20 protein-coding genes are annotated in these 15,282 nt (G+C 65.8%); 10 read left to right on the plus strand and 10 right to left on the minus strand.

Annotated features, from left to right (window positions below; all coding sequences use genetic code 11):
• Nucleotides 1-69 precede the first annotated feature (69 nt).
• The 4 genes from L338_RS11010 to L338_RS11025 all read right to left on the minus strand — a co-directional run bounded on the left by L338_RS11010 (nucleotide 70) and on the right by L338_RS11025 (nucleotide 4,513).
• The gene (locus L338_RS11010; protein ID WP_022698439.1) at nucleotides 70-1,815 is read right to left on the minus strand and encodes a heparinase II/III family protein; all 1,746 of its coding nucleotides are present in this window, start codon (nucleotides 1,813-1,815) and stop codon (nucleotides 70-72) included.
• A gap of 21 nt (nucleotides 1,816-1,836) precedes the next feature.
• Complete coding sequence (gene rpe / locus L338_RS11015; RefSeq protein ID WP_027068475.1) at nucleotides 1,837-2,499, minus strand: ribulose-phosphate 3-epimerase; 663 nt, start codon at nucleotides 2,497-2,499, stop codon at nucleotides 1,837-1,839.
• A 107-nt stretch (nucleotides 2,500-2,606) separates the two neighbouring features.
• Complete coding sequence (locus L338_RS16615; protein ID WP_022698441.1) at nucleotides 2,607-3,107, minus strand: glycine zipper 2TM domain-containing protein; 501 nt, start codon at nucleotides 3,105-3,107, stop codon at nucleotides 2,607-2,609.
• Nucleotides 3,108-3,181: 74 nt separating this feature from the next.
• Complete coding sequence (locus L338_RS11025) at nucleotides 3,182-4,513, minus strand: RsmB/NOP family class I SAM-dependent RNA methyltransferase (protein ID WP_022698442.1); 1,332 nt, start codon at nucleotides 4,511-4,513, stop codon at nucleotides 3,182-3,184.
• Between the two features lie 65 nt (nucleotides 4,514-4,578).
• On the opposite strand from L338_RS11025, the gene L338_RS11030 reads away from it, so the two are divergent.
• From L338_RS11030 to L338_RS11035, 3 genes are all read left to right on the plus strand, one after another.
• The gene (locus tag L338_RS11030) at nucleotides 4,579-4,770 is read left to right on the plus strand and encodes a DUF1674 domain-containing protein (RefSeq protein ID WP_022698443.1); all 192 of its coding nucleotides are present in this window, start codon (nucleotides 4,579-4,581) and stop codon (nucleotides 4,768-4,770) included.
• Nucleotides 4,771-4,819: 49 nt separating this feature from the next.
• Nucleotides 4,820-5,839 (plus strand): hypothetical protein, encoded by a 1,020-nt coding sequence (locus L338_RS17410; RefSeq protein ID WP_152485879.1) that lies wholly within the window; start codon nucleotides 4,820-4,822, stop codon nucleotides 5,837-5,839.
• Nucleotides 5,840-5,976: 137 nt separating this feature from the next.
• The gene (locus tag L338_RS11035) at nucleotides 5,977-7,050 is read left to right on the plus strand and encodes a hypothetical protein (protein ID WP_022698445.1); all 1,074 of its coding nucleotides are present in this window, start codon (nucleotides 5,977-5,979) and stop codon (nucleotides 7,048-7,050) included.
• A gap of 2 nt (nucleotides 7,051-7,052) precedes the next feature.
• On the opposite strand, the gene pyrF is transcribed toward L338_RS11035, so the two are convergent.
• On the minus strand, nucleotides 7,053-7,745 hold the full coding sequence (pyrF, locus tag L338_RS11040; protein ID WP_022698446.1) for an orotidine-5'-phosphate decarboxylase: 693 nt from the start codon (nucleotides 7,743-7,745) through the stop codon (nucleotides 7,053-7,055).
• A complete protein-coding gene (locus L338_RS11045; RefSeq protein ID WP_022698447.1) occupies nucleotides 7,742-8,536 on the minus strand; it encodes an SDR family NAD(P)-dependent oxidoreductase in 795 nt (264 codons plus the stop codon). Before L338_RS11045 ends, pyrF begins: the two co-directional genes overlap by 4 nt.
• 223 nt (nucleotides 8,537-8,759) lie before the next feature.
• Here L338_RS11045 and L338_RS11050 point away from each other — a divergent pair, with 223 nt between their 5' ends.
• Nucleotides 8,760-9,035, plus strand: a complete 276-nt coding sequence (locus L338_RS11050; protein WP_022698448.1) for an usg protein — start codon at nucleotides 8,760-8,762, stop codon at nucleotides 9,033-9,035.
• Nucleotides 9,036-9,041: 6 nt separating this feature from the next.
• Here L338_RS11050 and L338_RS11055 read toward each other — a convergent pair whose 3' ends face one another.
• Nucleotides 9,042-9,386, minus strand: coding sequence for a hypothetical protein (locus L338_RS11055; RefSeq protein ID WP_022698449.1), 345 nt, complete (start codon nucleotides 9,384-9,386; stop codon nucleotides 9,042-9,044).
• Between the two features lie 110 nt (nucleotides 9,387-9,496).
• Here L338_RS11055 and L338_RS11060 point away from each other — a divergent pair, with 110 nt between their 5' ends.
• A complete protein-coding gene (locus L338_RS11060) occupies nucleotides 9,497-10,015 on the plus strand; it encodes a CC0125/CC1285 family lipoprotein (protein ID WP_022698450.1) in 519 nt (172 codons plus the stop codon).
• Nucleotides 10,016-10,045: 30 nt separating this feature from the next.
• Here L338_RS11060 and L338_RS11065 read toward each other — a convergent pair whose 3' ends face one another.
• A complete protein-coding gene (locus L338_RS11065) occupies nucleotides 10,046-10,825 on the minus strand; it encodes an SDR family NAD(P)-dependent oxidoreductase (RefSeq protein ID WP_022698451.1) in 780 nt (259 codons plus the stop codon).
• 99 nt (nucleotides 10,826-10,924) lie between these two features.
• On the opposite strand from L338_RS11065, the gene L338_RS11070 reads away from it, so the two are divergent.
• The 3 genes from L338_RS11070 to L338_RS11080 are packed head-to-tail and all read left to right on the plus strand — an operon-like array spanning nucleotide 10,925 to nucleotide 12,001.
• Nucleotides 10,925-11,323 (plus strand): YkvA family protein, encoded by a 399-nt coding sequence (locus L338_RS11070; protein ID WP_022698452.1) that lies wholly within the window; start codon nucleotides 10,925-10,927, stop codon nucleotides 11,321-11,323.
• A 1-nt stretch (nucleotide 11,324) separates the two neighbouring features.
• Nucleotides 11,325-11,696, plus strand: a complete 372-nt coding sequence (locus L338_RS11075; RefSeq protein WP_022698453.1) for a hypothetical protein — start codon at nucleotides 11,325-11,327, stop codon at nucleotides 11,694-11,696.
• A gap of 41 nt (nucleotides 11,697-11,737) precedes the next feature.
• Nucleotides 11,738-12,001: a hypothetical protein gene (locus L338_RS11080; RefSeq protein WP_022698454.1), complete on the plus strand. Its 264-nt coding sequence runs from the start codon at nucleotides 11,738-11,740 to the stop codon at nucleotides 11,999-12,001.
• A 43-nt stretch (nucleotides 12,002-12,044) separates the two neighbouring features.
• On the opposite strand, the gene L338_RS11085 is transcribed toward L338_RS11080, so the two are convergent.
• A complete protein-coding gene (locus L338_RS11085; protein ID WP_022698455.1) occupies nucleotides 12,045-13,043 on the minus strand; it encodes an NADPH:quinone oxidoreductase family protein in 999 nt (332 codons plus the stop codon).
• 70 nt (nucleotides 13,044-13,113) lie between these two features.
• Here L338_RS11085 and L338_RS11090 point away from each other — a divergent pair, with 70 nt between their 5' ends.
• A complete protein-coding gene (locus L338_RS11090; protein WP_022698456.1) occupies nucleotides 13,114-13,986 on the plus strand; it encodes an isoaspartyl peptidase/L-asparaginase family protein in 873 nt (290 codons plus the stop codon).
• Between the two features lie 9 nt (nucleotides 13,987-13,995).
• The gene (locus tag L338_RS11095) at nucleotides 13,996-14,550 is read left to right on the plus strand and encodes an RNA methyltransferase (protein ID WP_022698457.1); all 555 of its coding nucleotides are present in this window, start codon (nucleotides 13,996-13,998) and stop codon (nucleotides 14,548-14,550) included.
• Here the strand turns inward: L338_RS11095 and L338_RS16620 are convergent.
• On the minus strand, nucleotides 14,547-15,197 hold the full coding sequence (locus L338_RS16620) for a cupin domain-containing protein (RefSeq protein WP_022698458.1): 651 nt from the start codon (nucleotides 15,195-15,197) through the stop codon (nucleotides 14,547-14,549). The genes L338_RS11095 and L338_RS16620 overlap by 4 nt on opposite strands.
• Nucleotides 15,198-15,282: the final 85 nt, after the last annotated feature.

Consider the following 15,282-nt stretch of genomic DNA (forward strand, 5'->3'; position numbering starts at 1 on the left):
GTTTGACGTTCGCGCCGCCCCCTCAGTCAGCTTTGCTGACAGCTCCCCCGTAAACAGGGGAGCAATTCCTTACTCCTCCGCCCCCTGTCGTTGCAGCGCCCATCTTACGCAGACCAGCGATTGGCCCTTTTCGGCCTTGCGGGGGATGACGCCGTAGATGACGAGCTGTTCGCTACGCGCGGGCGGGGCGCCGGCGGCGAGGAAGGCGGAGCGTTCGATGCGGATCGGCGGGTGGTCGGTGCGGAAGCGCCAGCCATCGCCCCGCGCGGTGGCGAGGATCGCGCTGGCCCCGTCGCGAGAGATCGAGGCCTTCACGCCCGGCGGCAGGTGGAAACGTATGGCGAAGCTGAGCGTCTCTGTGCGGGTCTTGGTCTGTGAGCCCGGCGCGGGCACATCCAGCGTATCCTCGCCCCGCAAATCATTGCCGTCGGCGCTCAAGTAAAGCCGCCGCCGGTGGATCAGCCCGAAATCCTTGAGATAGCCGTCATGGGCGCCGTCCAGCCACGCCCCGGCCTCTTCCTCCCGCGCCTTGGCGGAGAGGGAATTGGAGCCGATCTTCAGCTTCGGCCCGGCAATGGCCCGGCCCGGTCCCGGCGGGACGAGGCGGGAGGACGAGGTCTCCGCCACGGTTAGCGTCGAGTGCGCGGCGGTGGAGCGCACCGGCTCCCGCCAGGCGGCGGGCTGATCCGGCGACCAGCCGCAATTGACGATCAGGCGCTGGCCCTGCGCCGAAAACTCGAATGACAGCGCCCCGCCATGCGCCTGATCGGAGAAGGCTGCGGGCGGCGAGGCCCCGCCATCCATGATGACGATGGCGTCATGGGCGCGGGCGCGCAGGTACTTGGCGTGCGGGGCGACGGCGAAAATGCGCTTGGGCGGTTCGTCGCGGGCCAGCGCGTCCTCGATGGTCGCGCGGTCGCCCGCCCCGCCGCCATTGAAGGCGGCCAGACCGCCATCGGCGTGGCGGAAGAAATGCAGGGCCGGGCCCAGCCGCGCCAGCGCGCGGGCCACGCCCTCCGGCGGGTCCATGTCGCGCTGGAACAGCGCGTCCTCCAGCAGCGACAGCTCGATCATCGCCTCCAGCGTCGCCTCGGGCGAGCGGGAGGCGTGGACGCCGTCTTCCAGGATCTGGTTGTCCAGCTCCTCGCCCAGCAGGTCGAACAGGCGTGTCTGGCGGCGCTGCGGCCAGTCGAGACAGACCGAGGCCAGAGCGGCGGAGGCGCGGGCGATCAGGCGCGGCAGGCCGTCCGCCGTCTCGCCGCCCGAACGCGCCACGTGACGGGCCTGCGAGGCCAGCGTGTAGAAACGGCGGGAGCGGCGCACGGAGTCCTCGTCCGCGAACAGGTCCCGCGCGGCGACCAGCCAGTTGCGCAGGCGTTCGGCGGACAGGCCCGGCGACCAGGCGAACACATTGAAGCCGCGGCCGAATTCGTCGATCCACAGATCGGTCAGGCGGCGCGCTTCCTTGCGGGCGGCAGGGTCCTGCACCGCCAGAAGGTCGCGCATCCATTCAAAGGCGTGCAGGCGCTCGGCAAAGCGGCGGGACGGGGTGGAAACCGCCCACGGGTCGCCGCCCTCCCCGACATTCAGCTCAAGGCCCGCCAGCTGGAAACGCCCTTCCAGAATCGCTTGCCCGGCTTCCGGGTCGGCGGGGCGCAGATGGCGCGGGCGGGCTTTCAGGGTGTCGGGGACCGTGCCGCGCAGCACCAGACGCTGATAAAGCGGCAGGGCGCGCCATTCCTCCATCACCAGACGCGCCACGCCACGCGAAATGGCGTTGAGATAGGCGCGCGGTCCGGTCAGGCGCGCTGGCATGGGCGGTCCCCCTAAGGCGCTTCAGGAATCACCGCGAAGCGCGGCAATATTCTCAGCGTAACGCGATGAACCGCCCGAAAATACGGCAGTGCCCGCCACAAGCGCAGTGGCCCCGGCGGAAAGGGCGCGCGGCGCGGTTTCCGCGTTTACCCCGCCATCGACTTCCAGCTCGATATCCGCGCCGGCGCGGTCGATCATGCCGCGCAGGGTCTCGATCTTCTTCAGCTGGCTGTCGATGAAGCTCTGGCCGCCAAAGCCCGGATTGACGCTCATCACCAGCACCAGGTCGATATCGCCCAGCACGGTTTCCACCACGCTGGCCGGGGTGGCGGGGTTCAGCACAACCCCGGCCTTCTTGCCCAGCCCGCGAATGGTCTGGAGCGAGCGGTGCAAATGCGGGCCGGATTCGGGATGTACGCTGATGATGTCGGCCCCGGCTTCGGCGAAAGCCTCCAGATAGGGGTCGGCCGGTTCGATCATCAAATGAACGTCGAACGGCTTGTCCGTCACCTTGCGGATCGCCTTCACGACGCCCGGCCCGATCGTGATGTTCGGAACGAAATGCCCGTCCATCACATCGACATGGATCCAGTCGGCGCCGGCGGCGTCGATCGCGGCGACCTCCTCGCCCAGGCGGGCGAAGTCGGCCGAAAGGATGGATGGGGAGATTTTGACTGAGGACATTATGTGAAAGCGCATAGCAATACGCCCGCCCCCTTAGCAAGCGGGAGCGGGCGTGATCGCAGCCCCTCAGCCGCGCGGGCTGGAGGTTATGTCAGCGGGCGATGCGCCTAGTAGCGATAGCCCGCGCCGCCGGTCTGCGGATAGACCCGCGCGTTCGCGCCGGTTTCCACGAAGACCCGCGTGCCGACCGGGATCGGCTGCTGGCCGCCCTGGGCGACGGTGACCAGATCGCGGTTATCCAGTTCGACGGTGTAGGCGAAGCCGGTGCCGGAATAGGCCTGCTTCTGCACTTCGCGGCCGATCAGCGCGCCGGCGACAGCGCCGAGCACGCCGCCCGCGATGCGGCCTTCAGTATCGCCGCCAAGGGCCGCGCCGCCCACGGCGCCGACAGCGGCGCCGGCGGCCGTGCCGCCTTTAAGCTCGCCCTGTTCGAAACGGACCGGGCGATAGCCTACCACGGTGCCGGATTCGGTATAGGCGGCGACGCCCGCTTCAGCCTGGCCGTACGTGGTCGGGCCATAGGTCGTGCCGCAGGCCGTCAGGCCCAGCGTGCTGGCGGTCGCCAGAACCGCGATAGCGGCTTTCGTCCGGGTGTTGAATTTGATCATGTCTGAAGCCTCCTCAAGGCTAAATCTCCGCCACGGTCTGCGGGCGGTTCGGGCGTTTTGATAACAGGACTGACTTAAACGCCGGCTGAACGGGATTTGTTCATTCGGGCCGCGAAAAAACCGTCCATGCCGCCGCGCTCAGCCCAGAAATCTGGCCGCGTGCGCACCCAGCCGTCCAGCGTCACCGCCTCATCCGGCAGGCCCAGCCCGGACGCATCCGCGGCGGCGGTCTGGAATTCCGGGTGTTCGGCCAGGAAGGCGCGGACAATCGCCTCGCCCTCGTCGGGCTGAAGGGAACAGGTGCAATAGACCAGCGACCCGCCGGGCGCGACCAGCGACGCCGCGTGGCGGATCATGGCGGTCTGGGTCCGCGCCAACGCCGCCACGTCCTCCGGCGATTTTGCCCAGGCGACATCGGGCGACCGGCGCAGCGTGCCGGTCGCCGTGCAGGGCGCGTCCAGCAGCACCGCATCGAACAGCGCGCCGTCGGGCGGCGTCCATTTCGCGGCGTCCGCCTTGACCATCGCCGCCGACAGGCCTGTCCGGGCAAGGTTTTCCTCCACCCGCTTCAGCCGGCTTTCGGACCGGTCCAGCGCCGTGACCTCCGCCCCGGCGGCGGCCAGCTGCATGGTCTTGCCGCCCGGCGCGGCGCAGAGGTCCAGCGCGCGCTTGCCCGTCAGATCGCCCAACAGGCGCGCCGGGATGGCCGCGGCGGCGTCCTGCACCCACCAGGCGCCGTCGGCAAAACCCTCAAGCCGCGTCAGGTCGCGCGGCGCGCGGGCAAGGCGCAGCGAGCCGGTGGGCAGGCATTCGGCGTCCAGCGCGGTGGCGCGTTGCGCCGCCTCGGCCGGGTCTTTCAGGGTCAGGTCCAGCGGCGGCTCGCCCATCCAGCTTTCGGCCAGGCCCGGCATCGCCTCTTCGCCATAGGCGTCGGTCCATCCGACCATCAGCCAGACCGGCAGGTTCGTTTCCACCGGCGCCAGATGGCTCAAGGAGTCCGCGTTCTGGCCCACCTTGCGCAGCACCGCATTGGCCAGGCTCTTGTAACGCTCCGTCTCCTTGCGCTCGCCCATCAGGGTCACGGTCGCGCCGACGGCGGCGTGGGGCGGGGTCTCCAGAAAGATCATCTGGGCGGCGGCGGTCTCCAGCAGCGCCATGGCGTGGATGGCGTTGTCGGGCAGCGGGCGCTCCAGAAATTCCGAAAGCGCGGCGCCGATCTGGCCCTTGCGGCGCAGCGCGGTGGCGCCGATCAGCCGGGCGAAGGCGCGGTCGCGCGGGTCCAGCCGCTTGAAGTCGGGCTGGCTGGCCAGAGTCTGGTCCAGCGGACGTCCGCGCTGCAGCGTTTCGGCATAGGCGCGCGCGGCGGCGCGGCGGGCGGGAAGGCCGGTTTCCGGGCTGTCTTGCATGATTTGACGCGCTAGCACGGCGCGCGGCGCTTTGACAGAGGCGTGAGATGCGCCATTTAGGGTGCATGAGTAATGCGCCAGACCGTCAGGCCCGGATCGAGGACGCCGCGAAACGCGCGCTTGCCGAGGCCAAAGCCCGCCGCGCCGAGTATGACCGCCGCGCCAATGAGCGCCCCGCCGAGCTGGGCGGGCCCAAGGGCGAAGAACCCACGCGCTACGGCGACTGGGAAAAGGACGGCGTCGCCAGCGATTTTTAGGGCGGCATTTGAGGTTGTGCAGGTCGTTGACCTCGCGCTCTAATGCCTCATGGCTGACGCTATAAAGCCAGCGCCACGCGAGCAGTCTGTCGAGATGCCGCCTTTGCCCGAGGGCTGGCACGTACAGAGTTATGATGTGCTTTCAGACGGATGCCTCGCCATCCTTGGGGCCGACATCGACATCTGGGCGGAATTTGCGAAATTGCGGGATTCCGGGTTGGGGGGAATCCCTAGCTCAGCTGCAAAAGCCACAGCGAAGATATGGACCTTCGACGGTTCGTCTCTGGCGGCTGGACCAATTTTCCCATTGCACAAGCCTGGCTTAATCGTGGCCCGATTCCCCGACGGTCGTTGGTTGGTTTGCAACTCTACTTGCGTAGAACGCCCCAGCGGTCGAATCCTTTCTTCTGACGGAGATTGGATTGGGTCAATCGAGCTGGGTTACTGCGTCAACAACGTTAAAATCGATAACGCCAGCCGTATCTGGGTGAACTGGATTGATCAGGGCATTTTCGGAAATGATAGCTGGACTGTTTCTAATCTGGAGTGGTCTCCAGCCTCATACGGACTGGTTTGCTTCGATGAATTCGGCGAGGTCGTGAGGCATGCGCGATCCTGCCCCCACGCGGTGGGGATCGCGGATTGTTTTGCCCTCAATGTGATCGGCTGCACGGCCTGGGCCAGCACGGATCCGGACTCGTTCTTGGTAGCCTTGCGCGACAAACAAGAAGAACAATGGTGGGCAACAGGTCTCAAAGCATCGCGCGCGATTGCGGTGGACGAGCCATATATTCTTGCGGCAGGCGGATACGATTTTGCTAGTCGTGCAGAGAAGGAAAGTGCGCCCGCGTCGCGCATTGCTGGACTTGATTTATCAGATAATGGCCGGCGCGTTTCGCTACTTCGCCTTGCCGACGGCCAAGCAGAACTGTACGGCCAATGGGAAATGCCAATACAGGTGGGATTCCCCAACAGCCTTGATCTGATCGATGGCCAAGGCGATACGCTACATATCGTTGATGAAGACGTGTGGCGCCGCTGGCGGGTTCGCGATTTTCTGAATGAATAGCATCCCTCCAATCCGGCTTTCCGCTCTAGTGCCCGGCGAGCAGGAATTCGCGTGATGCGCTAGATCGCTTTTCCGGCATGCTTAATCACTGTTAACCTTTTGCGTCGCCGCCTGTTTTGCAGAAGGTTCAATTTGAGATGCTGCGCGCGCTCCTGATCGCCGGTTCCGCCGGCGCCGCTCTTTTCGCCGTTCCCGCCAACGCCCAACAGGTCTGCCTCAGCGGTGGTCCGGACGGATCGCGGTCCGTGGCGTGCGGGCCGGCTTTCTCCGGGCTGGATGCGCGCGGGCGGACCGAGCTGGATTCCCGGTATGTCCGCAGCACGACCGCCGCCGCGCCGGCCGGGCGCATCACGTCCAGCGCCTATGCGGACGCGCCGCGGCGGAATATCCGTTCCTATTCGGACGGGCCGGACGCGCGCTTTGTCAGCTCGACCTCTTATGGCGGAGGCTATGGCCGCGCGGACGCCGAACTTCTGGGCGGCCCGGCGCGCTATGACGTCGGGGTTTCCTATGGATACCGCGATCAGCGCCAAGGCGGTTATTACGATTATAATGACCGTTATGCCGAGCCGGCGCGCTTCACCGCCGCCTATCGCCATGACGCCGATCCCTATTACGGGCAGGGCTATTATGGCCGCGACTATTATGAACCGGAATTCCGCGCCAGCGGGCGCGCCGGGTATTACGGGTCTGACTACCGGTATGACCAGCGCCGCATCTATGGCGGCGCGTATGTGAATACGAATACGTATTCACAATACAGGACATATGATGATTATCGCCGGGTTTCTCCGGGCCGCTCCTACCAGTACGGACATGAATATCGCGGGGGCGATGTCCGGTATGGCGGCCAAGCGGCGGGCTGCGCCGCCCATCACTACAGCGCCCAATATGTCGATCCCTGCCAGATCGCCCGGGATCACCGGTCGGTCGAGGTGGTCCGCGCGCGGCATTATGAGCCGCGTCGCGGAATCCATCTGGGGTCGCTGGCGCTGACGGGCGGCGTCGGTTACGCCGACGGGGGAAGCTATGGCGGCGGGGGCGGCGGCGTTGTCATTGTCGATAATCGCTCACGCTTCTCCGGCCTGGCGGGCAGCCGCGCCAGCGCCTCGGCCAGCGCCACGGCGCGGGCCAATGCATCCATCAGCGTCCGTCAGAGTTTCCGCGGCGGCTATCGCGGCGGGCACAAGGGCGGCGGCAAGGGCCACTAGGTTCAGGCCGCTTTCATCTCCGCGACGATCGCCTCGGCGGCGGCTTTCGGATCACCGGCGCCGGTAATGGCGCGGCCGATCACCAGGTGCGTGGCGCCGGCTTTCAGCGCGCTTTCCGGGGTGGCGACGCGCTTCTGGTCGTCGGCGGAGGCCCCGGCGGGGCGGATGCCGGGGGTGACGATCAGGAAATCGTCGGGCGTGCGGGCGCGGATTTCCTCCGCCTCGTGCGCGCTGGCGACGATTCCGTCCATTCCGGCCTCCACCGCCTGATCGACGCGGCGCAGAACCAGATCCTTCGCGGTGCGCTGATAGCCGATTTCGGCCAGCGCGGCGTCGTCATAGGAGGTGAGGACGGTGACGCCCAGCAGCTTCAGATCACTGTCGCCGCGCCCCTTCACGGCGGCCTTCATGGCTTCCGGCTCGGCGTGAACGGTCAGGAGGTCGGCGCCGATTCCGGCCAGCGAGCGCGTGGCTTTCTCCACGGTGGCGGCGATATCCAGCAGCTTGAAGTCCAGAAAGACCGATTTGCCCTGCGCTTTCAGCTCTTGGGCCAGCGCCATGCCGCCAATCGGAATGAGCTGGAGGCCGATTTTATGGAAGCTGACGGCGTCGCCGACAGCGTCCGCCATGGCGCGGGCCGCGTCCACGCCGGGCAGGTCGAGGGCAAGGATCAGGCGGGAATCGGCTTGGTTCATGAGGCGTCTCTTATCTTTTCGGACTGTTTGGCCATGATCCCCAGCGCCCAGCTTTCCGGCAGGACGCGGGAGAGCGTGGTGATCACCTTGTTATGGAAGCCGGGCACGCGCATCGGGACGTTGTTCTCCACCGCGTCATAGCCGGATTCGACCACCGCTTCCGCGCTTTGCCACATCCATCGCGAAGTCTTTGAAACCATTTCGCGGGTATTATTGACGTCGTGGAACTCGGAATAAGTGAATCCCGGCGACAGCGCGGTCACGTGGACGCCGTATCGGGCGTTCTCCAGATGCAGGGACTGGCTGGTCTTGATCAGAAACGCCTTCGAGGCGCCGTAAAGCGTGTGGCCGCGCGCGCCGGGAACATAGCCCGCGACCGAGCAGACATTGATGATCCGGCCGAATTTGCGCTCCTGCATGCCCGGCAGGACGAGGCGGATCAGGTGCGCCGGGGCGGTCATCATCAGCTGGATGAAGTCCGCATGAGTGCGCCAGGGGGCGGATGTGAACACGCCGGGCAGGCCGTAACCGGCATTATTGACCAGCGCATCGACATGGCGGCCCTGGTTTTCGATCGCCTCGACGATGTTTTCCGGCGCGCGGCTGTCCGAAAGATCAGCGGAGATGGTCAGGACATCGATGTCGTGCTGGGCCGTCAGCTCTTTCGCCAGCGCCTCAAGGCGGTCCTTCCGGCGGGCGGTCAGGGCCAGATCCCAGCCCGCGTATTTCCGGGCGAAAGCGGCCCCGATTCCGGCCGATGCGCCCGTAATCAGGCAGAGTTTCCGGCTCATTCAACGTCCCCGTCGCTTCGATTTCGTATCGCGAATGACTTGGTAGAGGGCAAACCGGCCCGCCTGCAAGCGCGCAAGGCGCGCCGGCAAGGGCGGGCGTTCACCTTCCTTTCACCCGGAAAGGCGCAGGCTTTAACCCGCGTAGGGACGATCAGGCCCGGCGCCGCAAAAGAAACCCGTCCTGCGCGGCGCCCGGTTTGAGAAAACGGGAAGGAGCCGCGCCATGGATGACACGTTCTGCGAAATGGAGCTGAAGCTGAAGGGCTACCGCCTGACCACGGCGGAAATCCTCTATTACATGCCGGACCATCCGGACCTGCTGCAGAGTTTCCTGTGGCAGACCTATGACCTCGCGCCGAAATTCCCGCGCGTGCACAAATTCCTGATCTTCTGGAAAGACGAGATCGAGGCCGCGATCCATTCGGTGCGCCTGGCCTCTTCAGCCCTGATCAAGCCCAGCGAATTCCGGCCCGTGGACGGGGAATTCCGGCTGCACTAGCGAAGGTCAGCCCTCCGGCGCGGCGGCGTCCTCGCTGCATTTCTTCTCCACCGCCTCGGCGTGTTCATAGGCGATGGCGAAGGCGTCGGCGACCTCGCCCGGCGTATAGCCGAGGGAGTCGGCGTGCTGCAGCGCCTCGGGCAGGGCCTGGGCGTAGTCCTGACGGTCCAGGAAGGGCGTCATTTCAGCGAACAGGATCAGCTCCCGGTCGGAAAGCTTGTCGCGCGCGACCTCCATGCCGCAGACACATTCGGTCTTCGTGCCGCCCTGCTTCTCGCAGGCGTCCAGCAGCATGGTCTGCGCCTCGGCGGCGTCGGCGACGAGAAGGGCGGCGGCCAGTGCTATAAACATAGGTAAAGCCTTTTTGGCGAAAGGATGCGTCGTTTGCGCCTTTAAGGCCACGCAATTGCGGCCCATATTAGGCGTAGAGGGGCATGTACATGCAACGAGGAAACACTGTCATGCTGATACGAGCCGCGATTGCGGGCGCGCTGCTGGCCGGACTGGCCGCCTGCGCCACGCCAACGCCTTACCAGCCGGCCATCGACACGCCTTACGGCTTTGCCGAACAGCGGATCGAGCCGGACCGCTACCGGGTTACATTCTCCGGCAACACGATCACCGACCGGGAAACGGTCGAGAACTATCTGTTGCTGCGCGCCGCCGAGCTGACGCTGCAGCAGGGCCATGAGTATTTCCGCGTGGTGACGCGGGATACCGACGCCGAAACGCGGCAATACGCGACTTCCGCCTATCCGGGCTACGGGTTCAACGCGCATTACCGCTATTACCACCCGCATTATGGCTGGTACGGGCCGTATTCGCCCTTCTTCAACGATGTCGAAGTGCGCGAATCCACACGCTATCAGGCGATTGCGGAGATCAAGTTCGGCCCCGGTCCATATCCGGACGCGGCGAACGTGTTCAATGCGCGCGAAGTGGCGCGGAACCTGTCGCAAGTGCAGCGCCCGGCCTATTAAGGCCGGACGCTTCGAGCCTTGTCGTCCCGCCTAGCGCGGAGGCATGCGGGAGCCGGAGTCGAGACGGATCGACTCGGCGTTGAGATAGGCGTTGCGGACCATTTCCACGACCAGCGAGGCGTATTCGTCCGGACGGCCGAAACGCTGCGGGAAGACGGTCTGGGCTTGCAGCGCCTGTTTCACTTCCGGCGGCAGCTGGTCATAGATCGGGGTTTCGAAGAAGCCGGGCAGGATGGTGTTCACGCGGATGCCTTCGCGGGCAAGATCGCGCGCCATCGGCAGGGTCATCCCGACAATGCCGCCCTTGGAGGCGGAATAGGCGACCTGGCCGATCTGGCCGTCCTCGGCCGCGACGGAGGCGGTGTGAACGATCACGCCGCGCTCGCCATTGTCGTCCGGCTCGTTGTTCAGCATCCCCTCGGCGGAGCGGGAGGCGACGAGGAAGGAGCCGATCAGGTTGATATTGACGACTTTCTTGAAGGCGTCGGCGTTATGCACGCGCAGATCGCCTTCCTTGCCGCGCCCGGCGGTCTTTTCCGCCCAGCCAATGCCGGCGCAGTTGACAGTGACGCGTTCCTGGCCGTGAGCCTCGCGGGCCTTCTTGAGGCCGGCCTCGATGCTGTCGAGGCTGGAAACGTCCACCTTGCAGAAAACGCCGCCGAGTTCGCCGGCCACCTTTTCGCCCTGCTCCTCGTTAAGATCGAAAAGGGCGACTTTCGCGCCATTGGCCGCAAGGGCGCGGGCCGTGGCTTCGCCGAGACCGGAAGCGCCGCCGGTGACAATGGCGGCAAAGGAGCTGTCGAGCTTCATGAAATAAGTCCTCTCATCTGCAATGATTGTGATCGGGGCGCGCAGCGCCCATTTATGTGAGCCAGTTGGACAATGTCTTCGCCAAGCGAAATAGACGATATGCACGTTGAAACAAAGGACCAGACCGCCGATGCGGCGTTTTACCCGCCCGTGAAGGTCGATGAACCGGAACGGAAGCTGGAGCGGTTCTGGCCGAAATTCTGGCGCAATGTCGGGAAGATTCCGTTTTCCGAAGACCTCGCCGCCGCCTGGTATTGCTATCGCGATCCCAAGACCCCGGCGCGGGTGAAGGGCGTGCTGGCCGGGGCGCTGGCCTATTTCGTGATCCCGACCGATGCGCTGCCCGACATGATCGTGGGGCTGGGCTTCACCGATGACGCCACGGTGCTGGCCATGACGGTCGGCATGGTCTCGGCCCATATCAAGGACATCCACCGGGCGGCGGCGCGGGCGCTTTTGAAGAAGCCCGACCCGCGGACCGAGCCGATCGAGCTTTAGAATGAGGCTGGCGCTGTTCCTGTCAGCGCTGATCGGTCTTGTTGTTGCGGCCTATATCGCACTGAACGCGTCCGGCCCGTCGGCTATGTGCGGGCAGGAACAAGTTGCCAGTGAGGCAGGCGTTACGGCTTGGCGGAGAGATTGCGGCGCCACGACAGGGTATTCGTTGGTGCTGGTGGCCGGGACGGAATTCCCTGAGCGTATCGATAGCCCCGCTGTGATTGCCGTCACGGACTTTCCCGAGCGTTTTGAGATTTCTGCTGCCCGCGATGCGGTAGTTCTGAGGCTGCCGGATTCAGCGGACGTCTTCTCCCAGACTCCGCGTTTCTCCTCTGAAGGAAATGAGCGCCGTCTGGTCATCGAGCAATTTTGATACTTTGCGTCGGGCTTAGGCCCGCGCTTTGATAGCGGGCGATGAGTTTCGATTCGGCCCTTCTCGACGAAATTGACGCGGCGCTGCGCGCCGGCACGGCGGACGACCGCTGGAGCGCCTGGTCATGGACGCAGGGCGCGCCCGAGCGCGTGGATATCTGGCGCGGCGGCCGCATCGCCCATTTGTCGCTGATCCGCGACGGCGGGGCGTTCGCCCTGATGGACGCCGAGGGCCGCGAATGGTGGCGCGGCCGGGACATGGCGGGCATGGCTGCGGCGGCGCGAAGGGTGCTGCTGGAGAGTTAGTCCCCTCTCCCCCTCTCGGGGGCGAGGGGACTCAAAACTTTTTTTACGTACAGTCCAGAACCAGCTTTCCGGTGGCGGTGCGGTCGGCCAGCGCCTGTAGGGCCTTGCCGGCGTCTTCCAGCTTGTAGGTCTGGCTGATGCGGGGGCGGATCTTGCCTTCGCCGTAGAGCTGGAAGAGGGCTTTGAGGTTTTCCTTGTGGGCTTCGGGTTCGCGGCCCGTATGGGCGCCCCAGAAGACGCCGACCAGGTCCGCGCCTTTCAGCAGCGGCAGGTTCAGCGGGATTTTCGGAATGCCGGCGGGGAAGCCGATGACGAGATAACGGCCCTTCCAGTTGATCGAGCGGAAGGCCGGTTCGGCGTAATCGCCGCCGACCGGGTCATAGATGACGTCCGGGCCTTCGCCGCGGCAGGCCTCCTTGATGGCGGCTGAAAATGCCTTCTGGGCGTCGCGGTCCAGTTCGCCCTTGGGATAGACCAGCGTCTCGTCGGCGCCGAATTCCTTGGCGATCTTCGCCTTCTCCTCGCTGGAGACGCCGGCGACGACTTTCGCGCCCATCGCCTTGCCAAGCTCGATCGCCGCCGAGCCGACGCCGCCCGTGGCGCCGAGGATGAAGAGGGTCTCGCCTTCCTTCAGGTCGCCGCGCTGGGCGAGGCCGTGGCGGGTGGTGCCGTAGGTCAGCAGGAAGCCCGCCGCTTCGTCGAACGGCATATTGTCCGGAATTTTGATGGCGGTGTTGGCCGGGACAACGGCGCGCGTGGCGTAGCCGCCATTGAGCATCATCGCCAGGACGCGGTCGCCCTCTTTCAGATTGTCCACGCCCTCGCCGACGGATTCGACGACGCCGGAAACCTCGCCGCCCGGGGCGAAGGGGCGCTCGGGCTTGAACTGATACATGTCGGCGATGATCAGCAGGTCCGGGAAATTCACGCCCGCGGCGTGGATGCGGATGGCGACTTCGCCGGCGCCGGGGGACTTGTCCTCCTGCTCGGTCAGGGCGAGGCTGTCAGGGCCTCCGGGCTGGGTGCTTAGCATCGCTTTCATTACGGTTCGCCTTCCTTATGGTGCGCGGCATTCAATTTCTTTCGGACGCTATGGAAAAGGGATTTCGCCGATGGCGCAATCTGTTGCTTCGATCGCACTGCATGGCGGGGCCGGCCCGGACCCGTCGAAAAACTACGACAAACACGAAGCGCATCTGCGCGAACTGGCGCGGGACGCCCACAAACGCCTTCTGGACGGCGAATCCGCGATGGACGCGATTGTCTGGGCGGTGAAGCAGCTGGAGGATTCCGGCCTTTATATCGCCGGGCGCGGATCCAGCCCGAACGCCAATGGCGAATATGAGCTGGACGCTTCGCTGATGGACGGGTTCACGCGCCGCGCCGGCGCGGTGGCCGCGATGCGCGGGTTCCGCTCGCCTGTGGAGGCGGCGCGGGCCGTCATGCGGGAAACCCCGCATGTCATGCTGGTCGGCGCGGGGGCGGAGGAATTTGCCCGCGCGCAGGGGCTGGAGCGCGTGGACGATCCGGCGGATTACTACAAGCCGGCCTCCGACAAGAAGCTGGCCACCGGCGAGCTGGGCCACGGCACGGTGGGCGCGGTGGCGATGGACGCCGAAGGCCATCTGGCGGCGGCGACCTCCACCGGCGGGGTGATCAACAAGATGCCGGGCCGGGTTGGCGATTCCCCAGTGATCGGGGCCGGCACGTGGGCGGACAAGCGCGTTGCGGTCTCCTGCACCGGTCAGGGCGAGTTTTTCATGCGCGCCGCGGCGGCGGCGGACGTGTCCGCGCGCATCCGCTATGGCGGGCAGGACGTGGAAGAGGCGACGCTGGGCGCGCTGCAGGACATGAAACGGCAGGGCGGCGATGGCGGCATGATCGCCATTGACGGCCGGGGCCGCGTGGTCATGCCGTTCTCCTCGTCCGGCCTCAAGCGCGCCTGCGTCCACAAGGACGGGCGCGTCGAATCCGGGGTGTTCTAGGGAAACGGCATGGCGGAATACGGCATCAAGCCGGCGCGCGGATGGTTCGCCGTGGGCGCGGAGGGCATCTCCAAGCCGATGAATTACGGCGCCATCATGCGCACCGCCCACGCCTTCGGGGCCAGCTTCATGTTCACCATCGGCGCCCATCACCGGGTGCGCGAGGTGCAGTTTGCCGATACGTCAAAGACCGATCAGTCCGTGCCGTGCTTTTCCTATGAAACGCTGGGCGATCTGACGCTTCCGCAGGGCACGCAGCTTGTGGGGGTGGAGCTGACGGCGGATTCCATCGACCTGCCGACCTTCCGGCATCCGCGCATGGCGGCCTATGTGCTGGGCCGCGAGAAAGGCTCGCTGTCCGAAGAGATGCAGGCGGCCTGCGATTTCATCGTGAAAATTCCCACGCGCTTCTGCGTCAATGTCGGCTACGCGACCGCGATCACGCTTTATGACCGCACGCTGGTCATGGGCGGGTGGCCGGACCGGCCCGTGAAGCCGGGCGGGCCGGAGCTGGGCGATCCCAATGAGTGGAAACGGCCGGGACGGCCGGACGCCAACGCCTAGCGGAAGCCCAAAATCTTCTGCAGCAGGCCCGCGACGCCGCGATATTTCAGCGGCGCTTCCGTCACGGCATAGACCAGCACGTCCTCCTCGCCGTCTGCGCGGGGGGCGTGAACGGTTTCGCCATCGGCGATAACCATGTCGCCGCGGCCATAGACCTTGCCGTCCTGCAGGAATTCGCCTTGCAGGCAGAGCGTGTATTCGCGGCCCGAGTGGCCGTGAGCGGGCACGCTGACGCCGGATTTCACGTGGATCAGCTCGGCCGTCAGGTCGCCGTCGCGCATCAGCTCAAGGCGGCGCACGCCCTTCATCGGGCTTTTCCAGCCGCGGCCCGAGGCCGCTTCGATTGCGTGATCCAGAATGGGTTCGGGAACGGCGGCCAGTTCCGCCAGACGCTGCCCGGCCTGACGGGCGGCGCGGGCGGCGGGGTCCATCGGGGTTTCGCGGATGCTGGAAAGCGCGGTGTCCAGGGCATTGTCCTTCATAGGCGCGGGGTCTTCGGATTCCAGCCACGCGCCGCCCGCCGCGGCCGCAATCTCGCTGTCGCGCGCGCGCTCGCCGTCGATGGCGTCCTGCGCCTCGACCATCAATCGCAATGCCGGGTGAAGCACGCCGGCCGCGTAATCGGCGGTCATCTGGTCCCTGTTCATCCGTTCTCTCTCACATCCTGCAAGCGGGCGGTTTCCCCAAACCGCGCCGAAAGTCCCTTACGAACCTGATATTGTCCGCTTCTCT

This window comes from Euryhalocaulis caribicus (assembly GCF_000412185.1).
Lineage (GTDB): Bacteria > Pseudomonadota > Alphaproteobacteria > Caulobacterales > Maricaulaceae > Euryhalocaulis > Euryhalocaulis caribicus.

Bases quoted from the DNA above. Each gene is read 5' to 3' on its own strand.
- L338_RS11070 (WP_022698452.1), top strand. From the start codon at position 10,925: ATGCACGTTGAAACAAAGGACCAGACCGCCGATGCGGCGTTTTACCCG.
- L338_RS11060 (WP_022698450.1), top strand. From the start codon at position 9,497: ATGCTGATACGAGCCGCGATTGCGGGCGCGCTGCTGGCCGGACTGGCC.
- L338_RS11045 (WP_022698447.1), bottom strand. From the start codon at position 8,536: ATGAGCCGGAAACTCTGCCTGATTACGGGCGCATCGGCCGGAATCGGG.
- L338_RS11065 (WP_022698451.1), bottom strand. From the start codon at position 10,825: ATGAAGCTCGACAGCTCCTTTGCCGCCATTGTCACCGGCGGCGCTTCC.
- pyrF (WP_022698446.1), bottom strand. From the start codon at position 7,745: ATGAACCAAGCCGATTCCCGCCTGATCCTTGCCCTCGACCTGCCCGGC.
- L338_RS11050 (WP_022698448.1), top strand. From the start codon at position 8,760: ATGGATGACACGTTCTGCGAAATGGAGCTGAAGCTGAAGGGCTACCGC.
- L338_RS11035 (WP_022698445.1), top strand. From the start codon at position 5,977: ATGCTGCGCGCGCTCCTGATCGCCGGTTCCGCCGGCGCCGCTCTTTTC.
- L338_RS11030 (WP_022698443.1), top strand. From the start codon at position 4,579: ATGAGTAATGCGCCAGACCGTCAGGCCCGGATCGAGGACGCCGCGAAA.
- L338_RS16615 (WP_022698441.1), bottom strand. From the start codon at position 3,107: ATGATCAAATTCAACACCCGGACGAAAGCCGCTATCGCGGTTCTGGCG.
- L338_RS11075 (WP_022698453.1), top strand. From the start codon at position 11,325: ATGAGGCTGGCGCTGTTCCTGTCAGCGCTGATCGGTCTTGTTGTTGCG.
- rpe (WP_027068475.1), bottom strand. From the start codon at position 2,499: ATGTCCTCAGTCAAAATCTCCCCATCCATCCTTTCGGCCGACTTCGCC.
- L338_RS11010 (WP_022698439.1), bottom strand. From the start codon at position 1,815: ATGCCAGCGCGCCTGACCGGACCGCGCGCCTATCTCAACGCCATTTCG.
- L338_RS11080 (WP_022698454.1), top strand. From the start codon at position 11,738: ATGAGTTTCGATTCGGCCCTTCTCGACGAAATTGACGCGGCGCTGCGC.
- L338_RS11090 (WP_022698456.1), top strand. From the start codon at position 13,114: ATGGCGCAATCTGTTGCTTCGATCGCACTGCATGGCGGGGCCGGCCCG.
- L338_RS17410 (WP_152485879.1), top strand. From the start codon at position 4,820: ATGGCTGACGCTATAAAGCCAGCGCCACGCGAGCAGTCTGTCGAGATG.
- L338_RS16620 (WP_022698458.1), bottom strand. From the start codon at position 15,197: ATGAACAGGGACCAGATGACCGCCGATTACGCGGCCGGCGTGCTTCAC.
- L338_RS11095 (WP_022698457.1), top strand. From the start codon at position 13,996: ATGGCGGAATACGGCATCAAGCCGGCGCGCGGATGGTTCGCCGTGGGC.
- L338_RS11025 (WP_022698442.1), bottom strand. From the start codon at position 4,513: ATGCAAGACAGCCCGGAAACCGGCCTTCCCGCCCGCCGCGCCGCCGCG.
- L338_RS11085 (WP_022698455.1), bottom strand. From the start codon at position 13,043: ATGAAAGCGATGCTAAGCACCCAGCCCGGAGGCCCTGACAGCCTCGCC.
- L338_RS11055 (WP_022698449.1), bottom strand. From the start codon at position 9,386: ATGTTTATAGCACTGGCCGCCGCCCTTCTCGTCGCCGACGCCGCCGAG.